This is a genomic window from Pedobacter sp. CAN_A7, assembly GCF_015752175.1.
Classification (GTDB): Bacteria; Bacteroidota; Bacteroidia; order Sphingobacteriales; family Sphingobacteriaceae; genus Pedobacter.
Genome location: NZ_JADOUW010000003.1, coordinates 320,537 through 343,500, shown reverse-complemented (window position 1 = coordinate 343,500; position 22,964 = coordinate 320,537). Strand labels below are relative to the sequence as shown.

At 41.0% G+C, this 22,964-nt stretch carries 16 protein-coding genes; 10 read left to right on the top strand and 6 right to left on the bottom strand.

The window, feature by feature from the left end; translation table 11 throughout:
- The first annotated feature begins 1 nt into the window (after position 1).
- The gene (locus IWX76_RS12965; protein ID WP_196860350.1) at positions 2-529 is read left to right on the top strand and encodes a GNAT family N-acetyltransferase; all 528 of its coding nucleotides are present in this window, start codon (positions 2-4) and stop codon (positions 527-529) included.
- Here the strand turns inward: IWX76_RS12965 and IWX76_RS12960 are convergent.
- The gene (locus IWX76_RS12960) at positions 503-1,048 is read right to left on the bottom strand and encodes a GNAT family N-acetyltransferase (protein WP_196860349.1); all 546 of its coding nucleotides are present in this window, start codon (positions 1,046-1,048) and stop codon (positions 503-505) included. The two genes, IWX76_RS12965 and IWX76_RS12960, sit on opposite strands and share 27 nt — an antisense overlap.
- 329 nt (positions 1,049-1,377) lie before the next feature.
- Here IWX76_RS12960 and IWX76_RS12955 point away from each other — a divergent pair, with 329 nt between their 5' ends.
- A complete protein-coding gene (locus IWX76_RS12955) occupies positions 1,378-4,581 on the top strand; it encodes a TonB-dependent receptor (protein WP_196860348.1) in 3,204 nt (1,067 codons plus the stop codon).
- Between the two features lie 78 nt (positions 4,582-4,659).
- On the opposite strand, the gene IWX76_RS12950 is transcribed toward IWX76_RS12955, so the two are convergent.
- From IWX76_RS12950 to IWX76_RS12940, 3 genes are read right to left on the bottom strand one after another with little or no spacing between them, the layout of a single operon-like run.
- Positions 4,660-5,958, bottom strand: a complete 1,299-nt coding sequence (locus IWX76_RS12950) for a TolC family protein (RefSeq protein ID WP_334641906.1) — start codon at positions 5,956-5,958, stop codon at positions 4,660-4,662.
- Between the two features lie 14 nt (positions 5,959-5,972).
- Positions 5,973-7,553 (bottom strand): DHA2 family efflux MFS transporter permease subunit, encoded by a 1,581-nt coding sequence (locus tag IWX76_RS12945; RefSeq protein WP_196860347.1) that lies wholly within the window; start codon positions 7,551-7,553, stop codon positions 5,973-5,975.
- A 29-nt stretch (positions 7,554-7,582) separates the two neighbouring features.
- Complete coding sequence (locus IWX76_RS12940; RefSeq protein ID WP_196860346.1) at positions 7,583-8,632, bottom strand: HlyD family secretion protein; 1,050 nt, start codon at positions 8,630-8,632, stop codon at positions 7,583-7,585.
- 173 nt (positions 8,633-8,805) lie between these two features.
- On the opposite strand from IWX76_RS12940, the gene IWX76_RS12935 reads away from it, so the two are divergent.
- From IWX76_RS12935 to IWX76_RS12920, 4 genes are all read left to right on the top strand, one after another.
- Positions 8,806-9,210, top strand: coding sequence for a MarR family winged helix-turn-helix transcriptional regulator (locus tag IWX76_RS12935; RefSeq protein ID WP_196860345.1), 405 nt, complete (start codon positions 8,806-8,808; stop codon positions 9,208-9,210).
- A 95-nt stretch (positions 9,211-9,305) separates the two neighbouring features.
- Entirely contained in the window at positions 9,306-9,668 is a 363-nt protein-coding gene (locus IWX76_RS12930; RefSeq protein WP_196860344.1) for a BlaI/MecI/CopY family transcriptional regulator, read from the top strand.
- The gene (locus IWX76_RS12925; RefSeq protein WP_196860343.1) at positions 9,665-11,755 is read left to right on the top strand and encodes a M56 family metallopeptidase; all 2,091 of its coding nucleotides are present in this window, start codon (positions 9,665-9,667) and stop codon (positions 11,753-11,755) included. Before IWX76_RS12930 ends, IWX76_RS12925 begins: the two co-directional genes overlap by 4 nt.
- A 102-nt stretch (positions 11,756-11,857) precedes the next feature.
- The gene (locus IWX76_RS12920; RefSeq protein WP_196860342.1) at positions 11,858-14,275 is read left to right on the top strand and encodes a DUF5916 domain-containing protein; all 2,418 of its coding nucleotides are present in this window, start codon (positions 11,858-11,860) and stop codon (positions 14,273-14,275) included.
- A gap of 12 nt (positions 14,276-14,287) precedes the next feature.
- On the opposite strand, the gene IWX76_RS12915 is transcribed toward IWX76_RS12920, so the two are convergent.
- Positions 14,288-15,520, bottom strand: coding sequence for a cation:proton antiporter (locus tag IWX76_RS12915; RefSeq protein WP_196860341.1), 1,233 nt, complete (start codon positions 15,518-15,520; stop codon positions 14,288-14,290).
- Positions 15,521-16,043: 523 nt separating this feature from the next.
- On the opposite strand from IWX76_RS12915, the gene IWX76_RS12910 reads away from it, so the two are divergent.
- Positions 16,044-18,185: a prolyl oligopeptidase family serine peptidase gene (locus IWX76_RS12910; protein WP_196860340.1), complete on the top strand. Its 2,142-nt coding sequence runs from the start codon at positions 16,044-16,046 to the stop codon at positions 18,183-18,185.
- Here IWX76_RS12910 and IWX76_RS12905 read toward each other — a convergent pair.
- Complete coding sequence (locus tag IWX76_RS12905) at positions 18,182-18,826, bottom strand: DUF6266 family protein (RefSeq protein ID WP_196860339.1); 645 nt, start codon at positions 18,824-18,826, stop codon at positions 18,182-18,184. The genes IWX76_RS12910 and IWX76_RS12905 overlap by 4 nt on opposite strands.
- A 314-nt stretch (positions 18,827-19,140) precedes the next feature.
- On the opposite strand from IWX76_RS12905, the gene IWX76_RS12900 reads away from it, so the two are divergent.
- The 3 genes from IWX76_RS12900 (at position 19,141) to IWX76_RS12890 (ending at position 22,954) form a co-directional block, all read left to right on the top strand.
- The gene (locus tag IWX76_RS12900) at positions 19,141-19,626 is read left to right on the top strand and encodes a hypothetical protein (protein WP_196860338.1); all 486 of its coding nucleotides are present in this window, start codon (positions 19,141-19,143) and stop codon (positions 19,624-19,626) included.
- Positions 19,627-20,841: 1,215 nt separating this feature from the next.
- Positions 20,842-21,711 (top strand): oxidoreductase, encoded by an 870-nt coding sequence (locus IWX76_RS12895; RefSeq protein ID WP_196860337.1) that lies wholly within the window; start codon positions 20,842-20,844, stop codon positions 21,709-21,711.
- A gap of 319 nt (positions 21,712-22,030) precedes the next feature.
- Positions 22,031-22,954: a helix-turn-helix domain-containing protein gene (locus IWX76_RS12890; RefSeq protein ID WP_334641904.1), complete on the top strand. Its 924-nt coding sequence runs from the start codon at positions 22,031-22,033 to the stop codon at positions 22,952-22,954.
- The last annotated feature ends 10 nt before the right edge of the window (positions 22,955-22,964 follow it).

Genomic DNA, 22,964 nt, shown 5'->3' with positions numbered 1-22,964 from the left:
TATGATTTTTGAAAGCAACAGACTTTATTTCCGGGAGATTTTACCTGATGATGCTGACGCCATGTTTGAAATGGATGCAGATCCAGATGTGCATCGCTTTTTAGGTCAGCACCCTATTGATACCATCGATCAGGCCAAAGCAGACATCAGTTTTATCCGGCAGCAATACGTTGATTATGGGGTTGGCCGTTTGGCGATCATTGAAAAGGAAAGCGATCAGTTTGTGGGTTGGGGTGCTTTTAAAATGATTACCGAAAATATTTACGGGCACCAAAACTTTCATGATTTAGGTTATCGCTTTATTAAACGGTACTGGGGTAAAGGTTATGCCACGGAAGCTGCAAAAGCATCCATAGATTATGGCTTTAACGTTTTAAAACTCCCGGTTATTTATGCCATTGCCGATGTAGAACACCGTGCATCCAGGAATGTACTGGAGAAATGTGCATTTATTAATGAAGGGACCTTTGAATACGATGGCAGTCCACATGTGTGGTATACATTAAATCGTCCTACTGTTGCTCTTTAAACATTTTAACTCATATTCAATTTCATCTTCGTCTAAATCTGCGATTTTCGTAAAATTAAGCCGTTCAAGCAGTTTAATTGCAGCACTGTTTTGCCTGGTGGTAACGGCCCAAATGCGTTTTAAACCAATCGTGTTCAGCCCAAATTGAATTGCTAACAACATGGCGGCCGACATGTAACCTTGTCCCTGGTATTGAGGTAATAATATACAGCCAAGTTCACCCGCCCCTTTGTCAAACCCCCGGTAGTAGCCGCAAGTGCCAACAATTTTGTTTGTTTTGTTGTCTATAATACCCCAATGAATGGAATCTCCATTCTTATAATCCATATTGATTTGAGCCTGCATGGCTGTCGCTTCCTGTACTGTTTTCGCCTGGATGGCATCATAATATGAAATTTCAATAATATCCTGAATGTCCGCTAATACTAGCTGTCTTAACGAGATCCGGTCGCCGGAAATGTTAGGAAAGTTATTGTATTGGAGTAGTTTCATTGGTATTGGACATTTAATTCTATTCATTATACCTAAATTATTTAGCCTGCAAGGTCGTTTTAGTTGTAATCATATCAACGACAACACAAAATACAGTTAAACTATTCAGGTAACAAAATATTTCCGAAGTCTGAAGTACATCAATGTTGTGTAGCGTTGTCAATTCTTCCAAAATACAGAATTATGCTTGTTCTGTATTCGTGTTAATATGATTTTAATTTAATAGTGCCAAAAGACGTTATTTTGAGCAAGAATCTGCATCATAACTTATCATTTAAGACTTATTTGGTAATCTAAAAATGAATTTAGATTAACACGCAGCGTAGATCTTCGTTCCATAAAAACTTAAGAATATTATGATCAAAAACTTACTACTCGCAGTACTATTACTGTTCTTTTGTGTGAAGAACCCTGCGTTCGCACAAACTACCCAGGCATCTATTATAGGCTTCGTTACCGATCAGGAGAAAAAACCTATTCCAGGAGCTTTAGTTCAAGTTAAAAATAACTCCACTGGGTTTACCACCAGAACTTCAACTGATGCTAAGGGCGAATATACTTTTAAGGAACTTCCTTTGGGTGGTCCGTATACAGTAACAGTTACATTTATGGGCTTTGGGCAACAAAATATCAATGGATACCTCTTAAACTTTGGCGATGTGGTGAGAGCCAACGTAGAATTGCAGGAGGCATCGCAAAATTTAGAGACCGTGCAGGTGGAGGCCTCAGGACTAAAAAATAAGGTGCAGAATTTTGGTGCATCAACAGAGATATCAGCAAAAACAATGACACAGCTACCTGTAAATGGACGTAACTTTTCTAATTTAATGGATTTGTCGCCATTAAGTCGTGGTAGTGGTATCGCTGGTCAGTTAGGATCATCTACCAATTACACCATTGATGGCATGACGGCTAAAAATCCAACATCCGCAGGCAGTACAACCAGCCGTAGTGGGGCGCCTTTTTCCATTTCGATGGAAGCCGTTCGTGAATTTAAGGTAGTGACCAACCAATACGATGTTACCTTGGGAAGAGCTGGTGGTGGAACCGTTACTGCGGTAACCAAATCAGGAACAAATACCGTTTCAGGCAGTGCATTTGGGTATGGAAGGGCCGATTGGCTTTCAAGTCCATATGACATCAGGGGTATCAAACGTGATGTCGATTTCTCTACTTATCAATATGGTTTTACCTTAGGTGGACCGATTATTAAAAATAAGTTGCACTATTTTGTGGGCTTAGATCACCAGAAAGATTCCCGTCCACTTGTTATTGCAGACATCAATGGTGCTGCTGATGAAGCAAGATTCAGAATTACCAATGCTACGTTAGAACAGTTTTTAGACATCGCAAGAGCAAAATATGGTGTGGGTAGTGAGCCACAATATGGAACTTTCGGCAGAAAACGCGGGACTGATGCTGCATTTGCCCGTTTAGATTGGCAAATTAACGATCGAAACCTATTAACAATTCGTGATAACTATACGAACGACAGAAATCCTTTGGGATTAGGAGACAATACGGCGATAAATTTCTTTGAAAGTTATGGTAATGATAAAAATGTTGATAACAGCTTATTGGCAACTTTACGCTCTACCATCAGCAGCAAAATCACTAACGAATTAAAAATACAGCATTTGTATACTTTTCAGGCAAGTACACAAAATGATCAACTAGGCTTTCCTATTCCAAGAGCAATTGTGGGTAACATTGGTTCAACCCTGTCAGATGGTTCAGCGGCAAATACGGCCATACAAATTGGTGGTCACCGTTTTGCACAAGAAGGTTTTACAAACAATGTTTTCCAGTTAGTAGATAACTTTTATTACAATACTGATAAAATCAAATATACATTTGGCTTTGACCTCATGTATACAGATGCTACTTCACTTTATGGCAGTGAGGTTAACGGCCGCTTTGAATATACAAATTCAACTGCTGGAACTTCTTTGGAAAACTTTAATAACATGATACCTAATAGGTATTACCGTGAGGTACCATTAGTTGAAGATCCCACCGTTAAAGCAGGGATATGGAATACGGCAATCTATGGCCAGATGCAAACAAAACTTGCCAAAGGCCTTGAATTTGTCGGAGGTTTACGTCTTGATTACAGCGCTTACCCAACATCGCCACTTAACCAATTGTTGCTGGATGAAGTAGGCGTTAGAACTGATCATAAATTAAAACAGCTTCTATTGCAGCCAAGGATACAATTTAACTGGGATGTTAACGAAAATGGCACCGACTTCGTTCGTTTTGGCGCAGGTATATTTGGATCAGACGTAAACAACTATGTGACCATTAATAACTTAACTTTTGATGGTACACATTTAGCTACGGTAGATGTCTTTAATAATGATGTTCCAAGGCCTGATTTTATTGGATATAGAAACGGAACCGTTGATGCACCGTCATTAGCGGCACTTCAAGTTCCGACAATTAATACTTATGCTGAAGATGCCAAAATACCTGTTGTTTATAAAGCAAACTTATCATACAGCAAATTAATCACGGATAGATTTAAAGTGGGAATTTCAGGTTACGCAAGTTTTGGCCGCAACAATTACATGTATGTAGATAGAAACATGGTGGCAGCTCCATACTTTACATTGCCAAATGAAGCCAACCGCGGTGTATTTGTTCCTGTGATGCCTGATAATGGTTCACCAGATTGGAAAACCGGTCGTCTTAGCAATAAGTTTGGTAGAGTACTGGAATTAAATAGCCAGGGTAAAGTGAACCAGTTTGCCATCGTTGTTGATGCTACATGGAAATACTTTAAAGATGGTGAATTATCAGCAAGTTATACCTGGAATGATGCCAAAGATAATACCTCGTTCAACGGTAACGTGGCCAACTCTGCAACGTTATCTCTTCCAGTCACTGACGATCCGAGAGACTTAAGTAACATGACCTATTCAGATAACCATTTTAGAAATAAAATCGTTGTTTATGGTACGCTTCCTACTTTCAAAGGAATTACAGTTGGCGTTCGCTATTCTGGAATTGGTGGAACACGTTATAGCTTAATATCTGGGGCAAATAACAATGGAGACTTTGTAGCCACCAACGATTTGGCTTTTATATTCGATAGAAATAATACCGATGTACCACTAAATGTAAGAACAGGCCTGCAAGCAATATTAGATAATCCTGAAGCCAGTCAGAGCTTAAAAGATTATATTAATAAATACTCAGGTCAAATTGCGCAGCGTAACGGTGGAATCAATGGTTTCTTTGGTGTGGTTGACTTAAGATTGAGCAAGAAATTCAAATTTAATAAAAACCATAGTTTAGAAGTTTCAGGGGATATTTTCAACTTCGCTAACTTAATAAAGAGAAAATGGGGTGTGAACGAATCATTGGGTAGTCAGGCCTTATATGCCTTAAACGGAAAAGCCAGAGTTGCGGCTACGCCTACAACACCAGAAATTCCAGCAGTTCCAAACTACAATTCGGCAACAAGATCATTTAACTATAGAGTGAATAATGCCGGTATTGTTAACCCATCAGGCAATCCTTACCAATTTCAGTTGGGTTTGCGGTATGGGTTTTAAATCAAAAAGTTACTAAGTAATAGTGAAAATAAATAAAGCCGCCACTCCATCAATATGGGGGGCGGCTTTTTCATTAAATTACCAATATTTTTCTCCACTTAATTTGGCAAGTGTTAATCTGGCCATGCAAAGCTGATATTCGTATTGTAGATTTCTAAGCAATGCCCTTTGAACGTTTGTGCTGGCATTGGTCAACTCCAGATTTGTCCCAATTCCATTTCTAAACCTGCTTTGTGCAAGCTTTTGGGCTTCCTTTGCTTCCTTAATTTGTGCGTTGGCGTTTAACAGACTTGAAGCATTACTTTTCACATCTATTAAAGCTTGCTCAATATCTTTTCTGTACGTATTATTTAAGCTTTCGGCAGCTAGCTTGCTTTGTTGCACTTGGCTTTGCGACAATGTCACTTGTTTTTTTGCCCTTCCACCGTGGTATATCGGGATATTTAAGGTTACACCAGCATTATAGGTATACCTGGCTTTGTCGATATCCGGCGTATAACCATTGGCGTATCCGGTACCAGCCATGACGCTAAGCGACGGCCGTCCACCGGTTTTACTTTGTGCTAATTCTGCTTCCGCCATCCCAATTTTATCATTCAGCAATAGGAATTCAGGATTGTTGTCTTTCGCACTTGCCAACACATTTTCCAGATTCTCCTTATTGATCAGCGGAAAGTTAAAATCCGCAGGGCTTGTGCTCACTTTCATCCCACTGGTGTATTCCATTAAAGCATACTGTTTGTCCAAGCTGTTTTGCAGGTCAATTTTACGGTTATTTTCCTGATCAATGCCTGACTGGATGGAAAGTACATCGTATTTAATGGCGTCACCATTTTTTAACTTAATCTCCGTGTCTCTCTTGTTGGCCAGTAAAAACGTTATCACACTATCCTGAATGGCTATGGCTTTTTTCAGATACGCAATCTGATAATACAGGTTAGCTACCTGGAAAGCCATTTGGCTTTGGTTGTATGCGATGTTGGTTTTTGCATAACGCAGTCCTGCTTTGGCACGTGCCACATCTGCTTTCACAATCCCAAAATCCCACAGGGTATAACTGGCATTTAACATCGTGCTATAACTATTATTGGGCATGATCTGAAAGTGGAGCGCCTGATCGCCGTTTCCTAAATTGATTTCTGATACCGGATTGGTGTAGCGGTAATTGCCGTTGGCATCAATAGCCGGGAGACCGGCAGATTTCGCTATATCGATCTGGTTTTCAGAGATCTGAACGGCCTGATCAAGTTCCTTAAATTGGGGAAAATAAGAAAATGACTGGTTGATTAGTTTTTTAAGCTCCCCGGTGCTTTCCTGACTGTATGCAGCCTGTGAGATCCAAAGGAGTCCGATGATACTGAATATTCTTTTTATCATGATTTTAAATATAATTAGTGTGCTGCAGCAGCAACTTTTGCCCGTGTTTCTGCATCCATACTTTGGTTTTTAAGCAGTAGCATGAACGGGATAGTACAAACGAAAAAGATAGCGATGAGTAGAAAGCTGTCCAGATAAGCCTGCATTTGTGCCTGGTTAGATACCGTGTGATCTAAGATGCCATATGCACTTTGTTTGGCTGAAACAGCATTGCCACCCCTGGCGATAATTCCCTGGGTAATTCCATTTAAGCGTTCTGTAAGCAGGGGATTATTTCCCTGCAGGTTAGATACCAGGTCTGACCGGTGAGTAGCGAAACGGTTTGTGGCATACGTATTCATAATGGCAATACCGAATGCGCCCCCCAACTGGCGGAACATGTTATTCAGCGATATGCCATAAGGCATGTCTGCAGGTTTTAAACCTACAACAGCCTGGGTTAATAATGGAACGGTTAAACATCCGGTACCAAGACCACGACAAATCTGCGTGGTGATGAACCACCATTTATCAGCATCGGCGGTTGCCTGTGATGCCGTATAGCCATGTAAAATGAATAAGGCAAAACCGAGAGTCACAAAGTAGATGGGTTTTATGCCTTTCCCAAGTCCGGCGCCAATAAAAGGCATGGCAAAAATAGTTACTAAAGCGCCGGGAATCATAGATATCCCTGCTTCCGTAGGCGTATACCCCATTACCCGCTGCACCATCACGGGAAATAGATACACAGAGCCAAAAAGGCCAAAGCCACACACAAAGGTCAATATGTTACTGCCAATCAGGTTGCGGTTTTTCATCACCCTGAGGTTAATGGCGGGCGATTTCGTATGCAGCTCCCACCAGATAAACAGTCCTAAACCCAGAACTGCGGCAGCGGTAAGGTAGCGGATCATTTCATCCTGAAACCAATCTTCTGATTGCCCTTTCTCCAGTACATATTGCAGGGCACCAACACCTACCGCTAAGGAAAGGATGCCGATGTAATCGATGGAGATGGATTTCCGTTCGATATTGTACTCATCTGGATTCTTATCTACATATTTCCAGGTCAGGATGGCGGCTACAATTCCAATAGGGATATTGATGTCGAAAATTAATGCCCAAGCATAGTTGTCTACAATGTAGCCACCTAAAATAGGACCGATGGTTGGGCCAATGACAATGCCCATCCCAAATATGCCGCCTGCGATGCCTTTGTCTTCCGGTTTAAACTGGTCAAATAATATCCCCTGCGATACCGATAATAACGCGCCGCCACCAATACCTTGTACGAAACGCCAGAAAACCAGCATCCACAAGGAGGAGGACATGCCACACATATAAGAGGCAATGGTGAACAAGATGATAGAACCCAGGTAATAGTTTTTTCGGCCGAAAAAGCGACTTAAAAATCCGGTTAGTGGAATAACGATAACGTTGGCAATCGCATAGGCAGTAACTACCCAGGAGGCATCTTCTAAGGTGGCACCTAATGACCCGCTGATATTGTTCAGTGCAACGTTGACGATAGAAGTATCAATCAGTTCCATGACAGCTGCGGTGATGCAGGTGATGACAATGATGATTTTTATAAACTTATTTTTCGGGTTGTCCATTTTCTATTTAATTAGCATGCCATGGCAGCCTATTTTACTTTTACATCCACGTCAACGCTGAGGCCTGCTTTCAATATGCTCATCAGGGCATCTGCACCCTCTATTTCGATGGTTACAGGAACACGCTGAGTAACCTTCACAAAATTTCCTGTTGAATTATCTGGTGGGAGCAGGGAGAATTTGGCTCCGGTAGCATCACTGAATCCTGATACTTTACCGTGGATGTCCTGATCAGGATAACCGTCAATGACCATGTGGACGTCCTGTCCCACGCGCATATGTTCAATCTGGGTTTCCTTAAAATTAGCGACCACCCAGTAGTGGTCATTGCTCACCAGGCTAAATAATTGCTGTCCGCCTTGAACAAACTGGCCAGCTTTCAAATTAGTCTTTCCAATTTTTCCACTTGATGGCGCAATAATGCGGGTATAGCTTAAATTTAACTGTGCTTTTTCTAAGGCAATTTCCCTTGCGGCAACGTTTGCCTGTGCACGCATAATCTGCGCATTGGCGCTACCGGTTTGTGTACCTGCCTGTTTCAGTTTGCTTTTGCTGCTGGCCAGCATTTTGTTTGCTGTCTGGTAGGCTGATTGGCTTCTTTCCAGTTGTCTTTTGGTGATCGCACCTTCGTCAAAAAGTGCCTGATCTCTTGCTAAATCTCTTTTTGCCTGCTGCAGGGTCACCTCTTCGATGCTGATACCCGCTGAAGCTACATCTTGATTGGAATTAATTGTTGGGATCTGTGCCCTGGCACTGCTAAGTTCTGCTTGTGCAGCCAAGAGGTCGGCTTCTGCCTGTTTTACCGCCAGCAGGTATTCACTGTCGTCGATGATGGCCAGGGTATCGCCTTTTTTTACAGCTTCAAAATCTAGCATGGAAAAAGTCTTGATATAACCTGGTACACGACTTAATACAGGTAATGCATTTGACTCAATCTGCGCATTATCTGTATTTTCATGTGTTAAGCCATGACTGATTTTGTTAAAGGCATAATAACCAATAATGAGGGCCACGAGGCCGATGACAACGCGTAAAGCGTATTTTTTCTTTGGATTTTGGATGGGTTCTTCTGTTTCCATGGGTCTGATTTATCGCGCAAAGGTAAACTTAGTTGACTATATAGTCAACTAAGTTTACTATATTGCTGGTCATTTAAGCGCAATAAATTTGTTTGTACCATAAATGGTAGAATTACTATTAATTTTATAGCATGGAAAATTCAGATCCTTCCGGGAGACTTATATTCAGATTAATGTACAGATTAAGACGCCACCTGGATAAATGGGCGGTTTCACATCTTGCGGAAATGAATAGTATTAATTTTAACCTCACCTATATGCCATATTTTATGAACATAGGTAATGATGGTATTTCCAATCTTGATTTGGTGAACAAGATTAAAGTGACCAAACAGGGAGTGGGTAAGATTGTGAAGGAACTGGAGAAGCTGGGTTTAGTTAGTACCGAGAAAAGTGAAACTGACGCCAGGTCAAATATGATCTACCTGACGGAGGAAGGCAGGAAATTTTATGATGCGGTTCGTGAAATGACCAATGATTTAACCGAAACGTATATTGAATTGATTGGCAAGGAGGAGTATAACCAGTTCATTGATACCTTTATAAAAATTTCTGAGTGGCATGAAGATCAAGACTAGCTGAGTAAAATGTATCTAAAATGTTACTAATCTACTAATCTATTAGTATCACTATTAATCCATTAGTAGTATATTTGATTATAAATATTATTGTTATGGTCAAATTAGCAAAAAGAGAAGAGCAAATAATGCAGGTTTTCTGGGAAGTTGGGAAAGCATTTATACGTGATGTTATTCCGCTACTGCCCGAACCCAAACCGCATTACAACAGTGTCGCTACCATGGTTAAGATCCTTGAGGAGAAAGAATTTTTAAGTCATGAAAGCGTTGGAAATATGTTTCAATATTTCCCACTTATCCAAAAAGAAGATTACCAGAACTTTGCATTAAAGGACGTGGTTAGTCAGTATTTCGACAATTCGTACCCGCGAATGCTTGCCTATTTTGCAAAAGAGCAAAATCTTTCTGAAGAAGAATTAAATGAAATTTTATCACTGATTAAAACTAAAAAGTCATGATAGCCTATCTTCTACATGTGGCCCTTATTATTTGTACAATCCTTGTATTCTATAAGGCGCTACTTCGCAATCAAACATTTTATAAGCTCAACAGAGCGATGCTATTGGGCTGTCTGGTATCCGCATTTATCCTGCCATTGATACACTTACCGCAACAATGGTCTTTTAGGAATGCAGCACTATTGCCGGATCCAGTTCATACAACTACTGCCGTGCCTTCAAATCCGTCGGTAACGATGGCGCAGCCAGGTCAGGCAGACGTAATCGCAATACCGGAACAACATGCATATTTTTTCCAGTCCCTCACCTTCACTCAAGCTTTCATCTGGATCTATTGGATTGGAGTAGCCGTATTCGCCATAAACTTTGTTGTGCAGCTCCTCACACTTTTATACCGTGCTTATTCACGGCCGGTCATTCAGGATGGCAGGTTCCGTATTGTAGAACTTGCTGGTGATCAGGCGCCTTGTTCTTTTGCAAACAATATCTTTATAAATCCAGAGAAGTACGATTGGGATACTTATAGCCAGATCCTGCTTCATGAGAAGATACATGTACAGCAAGGCCACAGTTACGACATTTTGCTGGCAGAGGTGGCTTTGATATTCCAGTGGTTCAATCCTTTTGCCTGGATGTACCGCAAAGCTGTTGAGGATAATCTGGAATTTCTCACAGACGCCGATCTGTTAAAAGATGAAGGAATTGATCCTGGCAGTTACCAGCTAAGTCTGGTAAAGGTCTCTGCTCCACACTTTCCGATTAGCTTAACCACCAACTACAACCAATCCATTTTAAAAAGACGATTGATCATGATGAACGCAAAAAAATCTAACATAAATACCACCTGGAAATATTTATTTATCCTACCGATATTAATCTTATTTGTGTGCTTGCTAAACGAACCCATTGCGTATGCCAAGCCACCAAGTACAACAGCTGCTAAAGAGACAGCTGCAATGAAAGGGCTAAATGCTTTTAAATCCTTAGATCATGAGGGTAACTGGTTTGCAACCATTAAAAATAACACGGTCAATATCCGTTTTCAAAAAATTTCGGATAAAAACCTGGATAATGGTAGCAACAGTACCTTCCAACTTGTTGAGTTCAATAATTTACCGAGAGAACAAGAGGGCAATTTCGCGCTGGTCCGCGAGGCAGGAACAATGCATTTCCATGGCAAATTCACTGGCAATATGGGCATGGGGACGTATAAGTTCAGTCCGGACAAAAGTTTCACAGACAACCTGAATAAGGAAGGCATCAGGTTAGATAGTGAGGATGACGCCTTGGTTTACTTTATGGTTGATCTTAGGAAATCTTACATAGGCATGCTTAAAAAACAGGGGTTTTCTGAGATTACCAAAGATGAATTGATTCCCCTAGCTGCTTTGAAAGTAGATGAGTCTTTTATCCAGTCTTTAAAATCTAGTGGTTTGAGTAATGTTAGTTTACATGATTTGATACCGTTGAAAGCTTTGGGTGTAGACCAGGCTTACGTCAATGACATCAGAAAATCAGGATATAAAGATCTGTCGGTAGACCAATTGATCTCCTTGAAAGCACAGGGCATTAATGGAGATTTTCTTAAGAGCTCCATGCAGGCCGATAAACCACAAAAAGAGCGGCGGAAAAAAGTTGAGCCCAGAGAAAAAACAGAGAACAAAAATGTACGAGCACAAGATGATAAGACTTCGCTGGAAAATATCATCGCCATGAAAGTGTTGAATATAGATGCAGGCTACAGAAACAGCTTCAAACAAATCGGGTTCCATGTATCTGATGAAAATCTAATCGCAATGAAGGCCTTAAATATCACGGCCGACTATGTAAAAAACATCAAGGCTGCGGGCTTCACAACTATAGAATCGGATGAAGTGATATCTATGAAGGCCCTTGGTATTACCACCGATGAGATTAAAGCATACCGGGCACTTGGCTTTAAAGAAATTACCATTGACGAGATTATCTCTGCAAGGGCAACCGGGGTAACACCTTCGTATATCTCTTCTATGAAGAAACAAGGTTACAATTTTGGCAGCATCGAGAACTACGTAGAAACCAAAGCTGTTACCGGCGGCCTTAAATAGTCATCTTCTGAACCAGCATCCTTGATGCACCTTCTTTGTTTGCTGTAGGCAAATAAAGAAGGTGCAATGGGGAAACTTGTTTCATCATTTTCAACTGAACCCATGAAATTCTACGTTTTATTGCTAATCCTTATTAGCGCAGGCTACGCCTTTGCCCAAAATCCCGTAAAGGTCAAAAAATTGTTGTCAACGCGTGCGGTCGAACGGCCAAAGCTGGACGGTATCTTAAATGATAAGTGCTGGGTAGGTGTTCCTATAGCAACTGACTTTGTGGAGTCGAACCCGGTGCCCGGCCGAATCGAGAAACTGGAGAGGCGTACAGAAGTTAAGATCATTTATGATGATGAGGCTATCTACTTGTCGGCTCAGTTATATGACGAGCCAGATAGTGTTGCTCACGAATTAATGACGCGTGATAACATCGGAACGGCCGACTACATCGGAATTATCTTCGATACTTTTCTTGATAAACGTAATGGAAATGGCTTCTTTGTCACTGCCGCAGGCGTTCAGTTTGATGCCAAGTATTCGCCCGATGCTGGCGAGGATCCAAATTGGAATGCGGTATGGGAAAGCGCTGTCAGGCATAACGAAAATGGATGGAGCTGCGAGATGAAGATTCCATATTCAGCACTACGTTTTTCCGATAAGCCGGTTCAGGACTGGGGGGTTAACATGATCCGGAGGCGGGCGCTGGCTAATGTTCAGACGTTCTGGAACTTTGTAGATCCTAAAGTTAACGGTTTAATGAACCAGGAAGGTATATATACCGGATTGAAGGATATCAAGCCGCCCCTTAGACTTTCGTTTTCGCCGTACCTGGCCGCCTACGTCAACCATTTTCCTGCTAATCTGCCCGGAATAAAGAATACAATAACATCTTTCAATGGCGGGATGGACGTTAAATATGGCATTAACAACAGCTTTACGCTGGATATGACACTCGTACCCGATTTCGGTCAGGTTAAATCAGACAACCGGATCCTAAATCTTACGCCTTTTGAGGTAAAATTTAATGAAAACCGGCAATTCTTTACAGAAGGAACGGAACTCTTTAATAAAGGTGACCTCTTCTATTCTAAACGGATCGGTTCAATACCTTCTTATCACAACTATTTAAGTATTAAGGAAGATGAAGATATTATTAAAGATCAAACAGAAGCTAAAGTGTTGAATGCGACCAAGATCTCAGGGCGTACTGCAAAAGGGCTGGGTATCGGCGTATTTAATGCCATCACAAAACATGTAGAAATTGAAGTTCAGGACGCTACAGGCGGGATAAGGGCGGTTGAAACCCAACCATTGACGAACTACAATATTCTGGTCTTTGATCAATCTTTGAAGAACAACAGTTCAGTCACTTTTATCAACACCAACGTCCTAAGGCAAGGTGCCGCTTATGATGCTAATGTTTCGGCCTTTCTGTTTAATATCAATGACAAAAAAAACACCTATTTCATCAATGGCAATGCCAAGATGAGTTATATAAAAAGTGAAAATGCAGGAACAGGCTTTAATTATGAGCTGAAAGCCGGTAAACAAAGTGGAAACTTTAACTTTAATTATGGGCTTAAATACGCTGATGATAAGTTTGACCCCTCGGACATGGGATTTTTTACAAATAACAATTTTTTAAATCATTCGGCATATGTCGCATACAATATCTTTAAACCCAGCAAGTGGTACAATGAATGGCAGAATTGGTTCAATGCCACCTATTCCCGAAGGGTTGTGCCTGCAGACTATCAAAGTCTTGGTTTAATGTTGGGAACCTATGTGCGCTTTAAAAATTTCTGGTCTGTTGAGACTAATTTAAACTATAATTCGAGGAATAATGATTTTTATGAGTCTAGAAATGGCCAGGTGTATAAGACGCCGGAAAATTACAGCATTGCTGTTTACGTAAATCCAAACCGCTCTAAAGCCTATCATTTTGGAGGAAATGTCAGGTACAAGGCTCAACAGCTCTTCAAAGGAAAGGAGTACAGGTTTTATCTCTATCAGAATTTAAGATTAAATGATCAAGTTGGTCTAAATCTGCAACTTGATTTTACTCCGAATTATAATTACGTAAATTGGGTGGCTACCCAAAACAACCAGGCGCTATTTTCCAGGTATGATCGCCGCACAGTAGAAAATTCGTTGAATGGTAAATATAGCTTTACGAATAGGATGGGATTAACAGTTGGAATCCGGCACTACTGGAGTGACCGCAGAAATAAAGAGTTTTTCTTGCTGCAAAACGACGGGAACCTTGCGGCTTATGGGGGTGAGCCACTTAAAGGATTGGATCGGAATTATAATGTGTTTAATGTGGATCTTATTTATACCTGGCAGTTTGCACCAGGTAGTGAAATTAGTCTGTCTTATAAAGATGCTGCAGAAACCAATGCGAACTATTTTACGAAAAAATACACGGAAAACTTAAATGGCATACTATCTGCTCCGCAGAACAATAGTCTTTCTTTAAAAGTTTTATACTATATAGATTATCTCAATTTGAAAAGCAGAAAGAAATAACTGGTTTACGAATTAAACCAGTTTATTTACCACTTTATTTAGTGTTAGTCCCTGCACAATGATGGAGAAAACAACAATACAGAAACTTGCAGTCAGAATAAGTTCACGATACGGTGAAGGAGGCAGCGAGAGCGCGAGTGCGACTGATATACCACCCCGAAGTCCGCCCCAGGTTAATATCAAAATACTGCTATACTTAATTTGTAAAGAATGCCTTAACAATACAATTGGCAGCACAATACTAAGTAATCTGGCCAGTAGTAAAATGATGATGGCGATGCCGCCTGCAATAAAATACCCAGTACTAAACGACACCGAAACCATTTGCAGGCCAATCATCACAAAAAGGATGGTGTTTAACAATTCATCGAACAATTTCCAGATTTGATCCAGGTAATCGCTGAGTTTAGATTCCCGGCTTCTACTCAGGGGACTACTACCGATCAATAACCCCGCTGCTACTACGGCGAGCGGTATGGAAACATGCAACAGGCTTCCAATCAGCGAAATAATCATCACCAGGGTAAATGAGATCATCACAATGGTCTGAAAATCTTGAATGGACTGTATCATTTTCAAAGTAATCCAACCTAAAGCCAATCCTAAAAGCAACCCCCCCAAAACTTCTTGCGCAAATAACACCGCTGTATGTTGCCAGGAGAGGCTGGCTCCCGGGGTAGAGGCTAATCCAGCGAAGGTGATAAACAGTACGATGCCAATACCATCGTTAAACAATGATTCTCCGTTAATGATGGTTTCAAGCCTTTCGGGCATTTTGGTTTTTTTCAATAAAGCAGCAACGGCAACGGCGTCAGTAGGGGATATCAGGGCCCCAAACACCAAGCAATATATAAAAGGGGTGCCTATTCCAATCAAGCCTGAGATGTAGTAAAACATACCTGCGAAAATTAGGGTAGATAACAGCACACCTACCGTGCTGATGAGCACCACGCCCTTTAAGTTCGACCTGAGTTTTTTGATGTCGAAATGCAGGGCGCTGGCAAACAGCAGAAAGCCGAGTAAAATGTCTAAAAGTGTATTTGAAAAATTAATGGAAGCGGTCAGGTCAGTAATCAGCTTCGTAAATTGCGGGAACATTTTGCCCGCAAATACAGTAATCAATGCAGAAAAGATGGCCAAGAGCATCACGCCAATTACACCGGGTAACTTTATCCACCGGGCGTTGATATAGCTGAATATGGAGCTTATTGCAAATAAAGATGTGATAATGGCGAAGAAGTTCATGTGAATAAATGGTAAAATGTATTCGCCATTTCATTTACCTTAGTAGGATTTAACGATATCCAGTAGATTTCATATTGATTAATCATTACCAAGTCCATTCATCTGTTCTGCTGCTTCTGCCCAGCCTTGTCGTGGTTCAGGGTTTAATTATTATAGTCCCATTTTCAAGTTCAACAGCCGATCGGTTTGTTAATATCAATTGTTTCAATAGCGCCGAAGGCAAAATAATACCCTGGCTATTACCAATATTAATGATGCTTCGGTATGTTTCTATTTACTTATTATCGAAATCTTGATGTTATAACAAAATTTGTTCCTATACCAAAGATAAGTTTATTTGTTATAACCTTGGTTGACGTTGGTTAATATTTTCTTCACCAATTTCAAATTGATTGCCCGTTCTTAATCTCCTATAAATCGTTGCACAACCTTGTTGCATAAATGTCACAATCAAAATCACTAAGATCGATTATTAGGCTCAATCTCCACATTTTTTGTATTTTAATCCCTAAATAACTTAACCATGCAAAAACCGTTAAAAAACAGCCTGGTGTTACTTGCCGCTATGTTTCCTATTTTTGCGGAAGCACAATTGAGTAAGACTACACCACAAGCTGCCATGACTTATCCAGAAACAAAAAAAGAAGACGTAAAAGACACCTATTTCGGTACCACCGTTGCCGATCCTTACCGTTGGTTGGAAGACGATCGGTCGGAAGCCACTAAAGCCTGGGTTACCGCCCAAAACGAGGTAAGCCAGAAATACTTTGCGCAAATTCCTTTCCGCGGGGCGATCAAAGACCGTTTAACGAAACTGATGAACTACGAGAAGTATTCACAGCCTTTCAAAGAAGGAGGATACACTTATTTCTACAAAAATTCTGGCTTACAAAACCAGAGTGTTTTATACCGCCAGAATGAAGGCGGTGAAGCCGAAGTATTTTTGGATCCCAATACTTTTTCTAAGGATGCAACCACCTCCCTTGCGGGAACTAGTTTCTCCAAGGACGGCAGTTTATTGGCCTACCAACTATCTGAAGGTGGCTCCGACTGGACCAAAGCTGTGGTGATGAACACCAAAGACAAAAGTATTATTGGCGATACGCTAACCTATATCAAGTTTTCAGGCATCGCCTGGCAAGGTAATGAAGGATTCTATTACAGCAGTTACGACAAACCGACAGAGGGTAGTCAGCTGAGCGGAATTACTCAATACCACAAGTTATACTATCACAAGCTAGGTACCAGCCAGAAAGATGACCAATTGGTTTTCGGAGGGGAAAAAACGCCACGCCGTTATATTGGGGCAGGTTTAACTGAAGATGAACGCTACCTGATTATCACTGCAGCTAACTCGACTTCGGGTAATGAGTTGTATATCAAAGATCTCACTACACCAAACGCATCAATTGTACCTGTTGTGAGTAATTTCGATAAAGAACATTACATTTTAGATAATGAAGGATCTAAGCTTTTCATTTACACCACACTAAATGCACCAAATGGCCGCATCGTAACGGTTGATGCCGCTAAACCTTTGGCAGCAAACTGGAAAGTATTCATCAAGGAGACGGAAAATGTATTAAGTCCGTCGACAGGTGGTGGGAAAATATTCGCCAATTACATTAAGGATGCTGTTTCTATGGTGTTACAATACGACCGAAACGGTAAACTGGAACATACAGTGGAGCTTCCGGGTATCGGAACCGCAAATGGTTTTGGCAGCAAAAAGCAGGAGAAGGAGTTGTATTACATCTTTACATCCTATGTATACCCAACCACCATCTTTAAGTACAATGTAGAAAGTGGGAAATCAGAAGTATACAAAAAGACTAACGTAGATTTCGATCCAACAAAATACGAAAGTAAACAAGTGTTCTATACCTCAAAGGATGGAACCAAAGTACCGATGATCATTACCCATAAAAAGGGATTGGCCTTAACTGGTAAAAACCCGACTTTATTATATGGTTACGGTGGTTTCAACGTAAGTTTAACACCAGCCTTTAACACTTCAGTGGTGGTATTGTTAGAACAAGGCGCTGTGTATGCCGTTCCAAACTTGCGTGGCGGTGGTGAGTATGGGGAGAAATGGCACCTGGCTGGGACAAAAATGCAGAAACAAAATGTGTTTGACGATTTCATTGCTGCGGCAGAATACCTGGTGGCCAATAAATATACATCCAAAGATTACCTGGCCATCAGTGGCGGATCGAATGGTGGTTTATTGGTGGGAGCAACTATGGCACAACGCCCGGAGTTATTCAAAGTAGCTTTCCCTGCAGTAGGCGTATTGGATATGTTGCGTTACCACAAATTCACAGCAGGAGCAGGCTGGGGCTTTGATTATGGGACCTCAGAAGACTCGAAAGAGATGTTTGACTACCTGCACCGTTACTCGCCGGTACATGCCTTGAAACAAGGTGTGAAGTACCCGGCTACTTTGGTTACCACAGCTGATCATGATGATCGTGTAGTACCGGCACACTCTTTCAAGTTTGCGGCTAACCTGCAAGAAAAACAAGGTGGAAATGCCCCGGTACTTATTAGTATCCAGACCAATGCTGGTCATGGTGCTGGTAAACCTATGGATAAAGCCATTGAAGAAACTGCCGAAAAATGGGCATTTATGCTTTACAATATGGGTTTAGACTATAAGCCTTAATCAGGACTTAAAGAACCCAAATAGCTACTATTCGCAGCTTGAAGTCTGTCGTCTGCCACAAAACCGATGTAGACTTCAAGCTGCTCTTTAAGCATGCCAGGACCGAGTGGTAACACATCTTGCTCCGCTCTTCTTTTGGCACCGCTATCGATGCAAACGCTTTGGTCCAGTTTCGGCGAATAGGCCAGCATCATCACCTGATCGGTGTGAAATCTGAATTCGAGGCTCGGCGGACACTCCCAGGTAAACTTTAAGCCATTTTCCACGCGTTCTACGGCCGGGTTTGAGGCTTGTGCTATCTCTCCTTTGCTTAAGATTAACTTTTCATAATCAATATATTGGTCGGGATATTCACCCATCACCGCTGTTGATTTGTTAGCACTTACAGCGAGGTTATGGTAATTGTGTTTAGTGCCAAGCGCTAAATGTCCAAATCCTTTCTTCAAAAAAATGGTCGCTCTTTTTAAAAATACGGTCAGCACTTTCAGTTGCTGACGGTTGGCAAGCTGGGCAAGGCTAGGAGCTTTTGTAGATCCTTTTCCTTTTGCCCGTATTACATTTTGGCCGTTTAATAAGTAAGTAACTACCGGACCCACGGATCCATTTATCTCGCCCAGTATTCCTGTTGGTAATAGTCCCATGATAAGTGTTTTCTATGTTCGTAATTAAAAGCTGTTTAATATGTAATGTAAGTTAAAAGCTTTACATAAACTTATAATTGATAAAGTATTTTCTTGCCGTTGACTAGCCGTCTCTAGGGGGTTGTGTCGCCTGTAGGCGAGGCGGGGGCGAAGAGACGGCGACGAGAGGGCGAAGCAACCCCCTAGAGACCCCCTAGCAACTGCAGGGTCATGTTTAGGTGTTGTTAATTTTCTTTAAGCGAACAATCCCCCTGCTTAAAAACAGTAATTCGAAAAAAATGGTTAACTTAATCAGCATATAAAAACGATGACTTATGAAAAATCTGGTTCTTTTTACACTACTCTGTGCTTCAGCATTATTCGCCAGTTGCAGTCAAAACAATGATGGCAATAAGGCTAATGAGGCTGATGCAGCAAAATCAGATTCTCTGGCGACTACCGAGTGTTATGTGGCAATTGACTCCAATGATAAAGCTACCCTTAAACTCAACACCCTTGGTGATGGAAAGGTGACTGGAAGTCTGTTGATTGCATACCATGAAAAAGGTAAAAACGATGGAACGCTGGAAGGGAAATTTAGTGGCGACACCTTATTTGTGGATTATACTTTTAAAATTGGGACAGATAATCCAACGGAGTATAAAAACCCATTAGCTTTTTTAAAGAAGGATGGTCAGTTGATATTAGGCGTAGGGGTGATTGAGACTTACCTGGGTCGATCGTATTTTGCTAAAGACAAACCAATTCGTTTTGACCAGAGCAAATTTATATTTGATCCTGCTACATGTGAGGCGAAGTAGGTTTAGATGTGGATAACTCTGTGGATAACCACGGGATAACCCTGTTGGTAAACGGTGTATAACCTGTTTAAATCACGTGGAAAATGGGTGGAAAAACTGTTAATAATTATTTTAAAAAAAACTTGACATGTATAGCTAAATAGCTGTATATTAGTTCTATCAAATACGGAGTACCTTGATAAGCTGAAAGACTACATCCAAATATACCTCATGGCCTAAGGGCACAGGGTTGAAGATGGTTCGCAGGCAAAAGCAATGTTAAGATTCAATGGCAACGGAGAGTCTACGTTAAAGTAACCTAGTTGAGAAACAAGGTGAAATTATTGCAGCCTAATCAGCATGTAAAAACCTTTAACTGTTCTACGGAATCGGGAAAAAGGGACTACATAAAACGTGTATAAACTGGTTTGTAAAGATCAGGCATACCAATAATATCAAAGGAAAAAAGTTTTGATGCTTTTTCATAGCTACGGCTATAGAAAGATGAAGCCAGGGAACCAATTCGAAGGAATCGGAACCCTGGCTTTTTTGGTTAGTGGGTTATTGGTATTAACAAATGGAATCAGCTATCAATTATTTGAACTCAAAGATTTTCTAACATCCAGATATGTCCATGAAATATTGTTGCACTTTTATCGCAAGTCTCTTTTTTTTCTTAAACGTAGCAAAATCTCAAGATTTACCTGTAAAAAGGATAGCAACGATTGAATCGTTCATTACTGCTTTGTTCCGTGAAAATAAAAGTCAGAAGTTCATCATTAAAAACTATATGTATCTGCCTTCAAATGATACAACATCCTTAAAGAAAAAGGAGAGATTTATTAGTAATTCACTCGACTCCTTAAAAAAGAGACACAACAGTCTAGTTTTCTCACCTGGTTATAAAATTGTTTCTTATGTCAAATTTAAAGGTGAAAAGAAAATGTTTTCTGAGTCATTGCAAGATATTGCCATAATCACAGTTCATGATAAACCTGTTATTTATCTCTGTTTTTATGATGATAAAATATACTCGTTTACTCTTATAAAGAAAGGAAAATACAGTTATTTTATAATAGTATAAAATTTGTGTATAAGAACTCATCGGACGATTAGGTGCTGAATAGACCGCGTCTCCCTCATTGTTTGAATTTTGCAAGTATTCATTTGTTCACCGCAAACGACGCCATCCTGCCAGGATCTACCTTTGATTTACATTAATCAACAGCAACAATCATGGAAACAACAAATCAAAAAGTATGGTTTATTACCGGCGCTTCAAAAGGCTTAGGCTTAAGTTTGGCCAAGCAATTATTGGCACAGGGACACCAGGTGGCAGCCACCTCAAGGCGTGTCGAAGACCTTAGTCAAGCGGTGGGGGGAAACGATAAATTTCTTCCGCTGTCGGTAGACATCAGTAATGAAGACAGTGTGGGCGCCGCAATAGAGCAGGTGATTTCACATTTTGGAAGGCTGGATGTTATCGTAAACAACGCTGGGTATGGCTTAGCAGGTGCAGTAGAAGAATTAACCGATGCTGAAAGTCGGGCGAACTTTGACATCAATGTATTTGGTTCCCTTAACGTGATCCGTAAAGCCATGCCTTATCTCCGCCAGCAAGGGTCAGGGCACATTATTAACATTGCCTCCATTGGTGGTTTTACGGGTGCCTTTGCAGGTTTTGGTATCTATTGTGCAACAAAATTCGCCGTTCATGGTTTCTCTGAATCCTTAAGAGAAGAAGTGAAAGGTTTTGGAGTGAAGGTCACGGTGGTATCGCCTGGGTATTTCAGGACCAATTTTCTAAGTTCAACTTCCTTAAATGTACCAGTTAATCAGATTCAGGAATACCAGGAGGTACGTGCAGTGCAGGATGCACATGAGCATGATATTAATGGAAACCAACCTAACGATCCGGAAAAGGGTGCAGCGGCTATGATTAGTCTGGCGAACCTGGAAAACCCTCCGGCACATTTGTTTTTGGGTGAGGATGCCTATGCGCTTGCAGAAGCAAAAATAGCTGCGGTACAACAAGATATGAAACAATGGGCGGCGCTGGGAAAATCCACAGGTTTTGATGCAGTCGTTAGTACACCAGGTCATTAATTGAGAGAATATTTTTAATTTTGGAAGAGGCAAAAAAGGGAAGTTTTTCAAAGAGCATAGGTTTCAAAAGGAAGGTTCTACTAAAGAGAAGAGTTTTTAAGAGCATAGTTTTTTAAAAGGAAGGGACACCAAAAAGTAGAGATTTTGAAGAGTATAATTTTTTAAAAGGATGGTTCTACTAAAGAGAAGAGTTTTCAAGAGAATAGTTTTTCAAAAGGAAGCGACTACTCATGAAAAGGCTTTATCAAAGAGCATAGTTTCTAAAAGAAAGTGGCTACCAATAGAAGCGCGCAACTAAAAGAAAAAGGAGATCAGTTTGATGGAAGCGAAAAACAGGATGGCAGAAACGGAAACGCTGGAAGAATTTTACAAACATAAGTTTGTCGGACTATCTGGTGACGCGCAAAAAGCGATTGGCGATTTCAATGTATTTGTGATGGAAGACATCAGTACGCCGGAAGGGAACTCGACTGTGGAGTATACACGGCGTGACTTTTTCAAGATCAGCCTGGTTTCGGGCACTAACCTTTATCACTATGCCGATAAAACGATAAAAATTGATGGCACGGCACTCCTGTTTTTCAATCCGCGGGTGCCTTATAAAATGGAATGTTTAGAGGGTAACAATAAAGGCTTCTTTTGTATATTTAAAGAAGCCTTTTACACCGAAAAACTAAGGGGCAGCCTAAATGACCTCCCTATGTTTTCCATTGGTGGAAAACCTTGTTACCTGCTGGATGATCAAGAGCAGGAGGAGGTTTCGCTGATTTTTAGAAAGATGATTAAAGAAACAGCATCTGATTATAAATACAAACAGGATTTATTGCTAACCTATGTGACCGAAATGATCCACTATGCCTTGAAACTACAGCCTGCCAATGGCCTGGTGCAACATACAGATGCTAATGCACGAATTACCGCTGTTTTTTCTGAGTTATTGGAGCGGCAGTTCCCGATTGTATCGCCGGAGCAGCGGCTGCTTATGCGTTCTGCGAAAGATTATGCCGATCAGCTGTTTGTGCATGTGAACCACCTGAACCGCGCGATTAAGGAAACCACTGGTAAAACCACGAGTTATTATATCGCCAACCGGATGGCGAGAGAAGCGAAGGCCTTGCTCAAACATACAGACTGGAATATTTCAGAAATCAGCTATTGCCTGGGTTTCGAAGAGGCATCGCATATCAATAATTTTTTTCGGAAACATACCGAGGTATCACCATCTAAATATCGAATGGCATAAGGGAACTAAG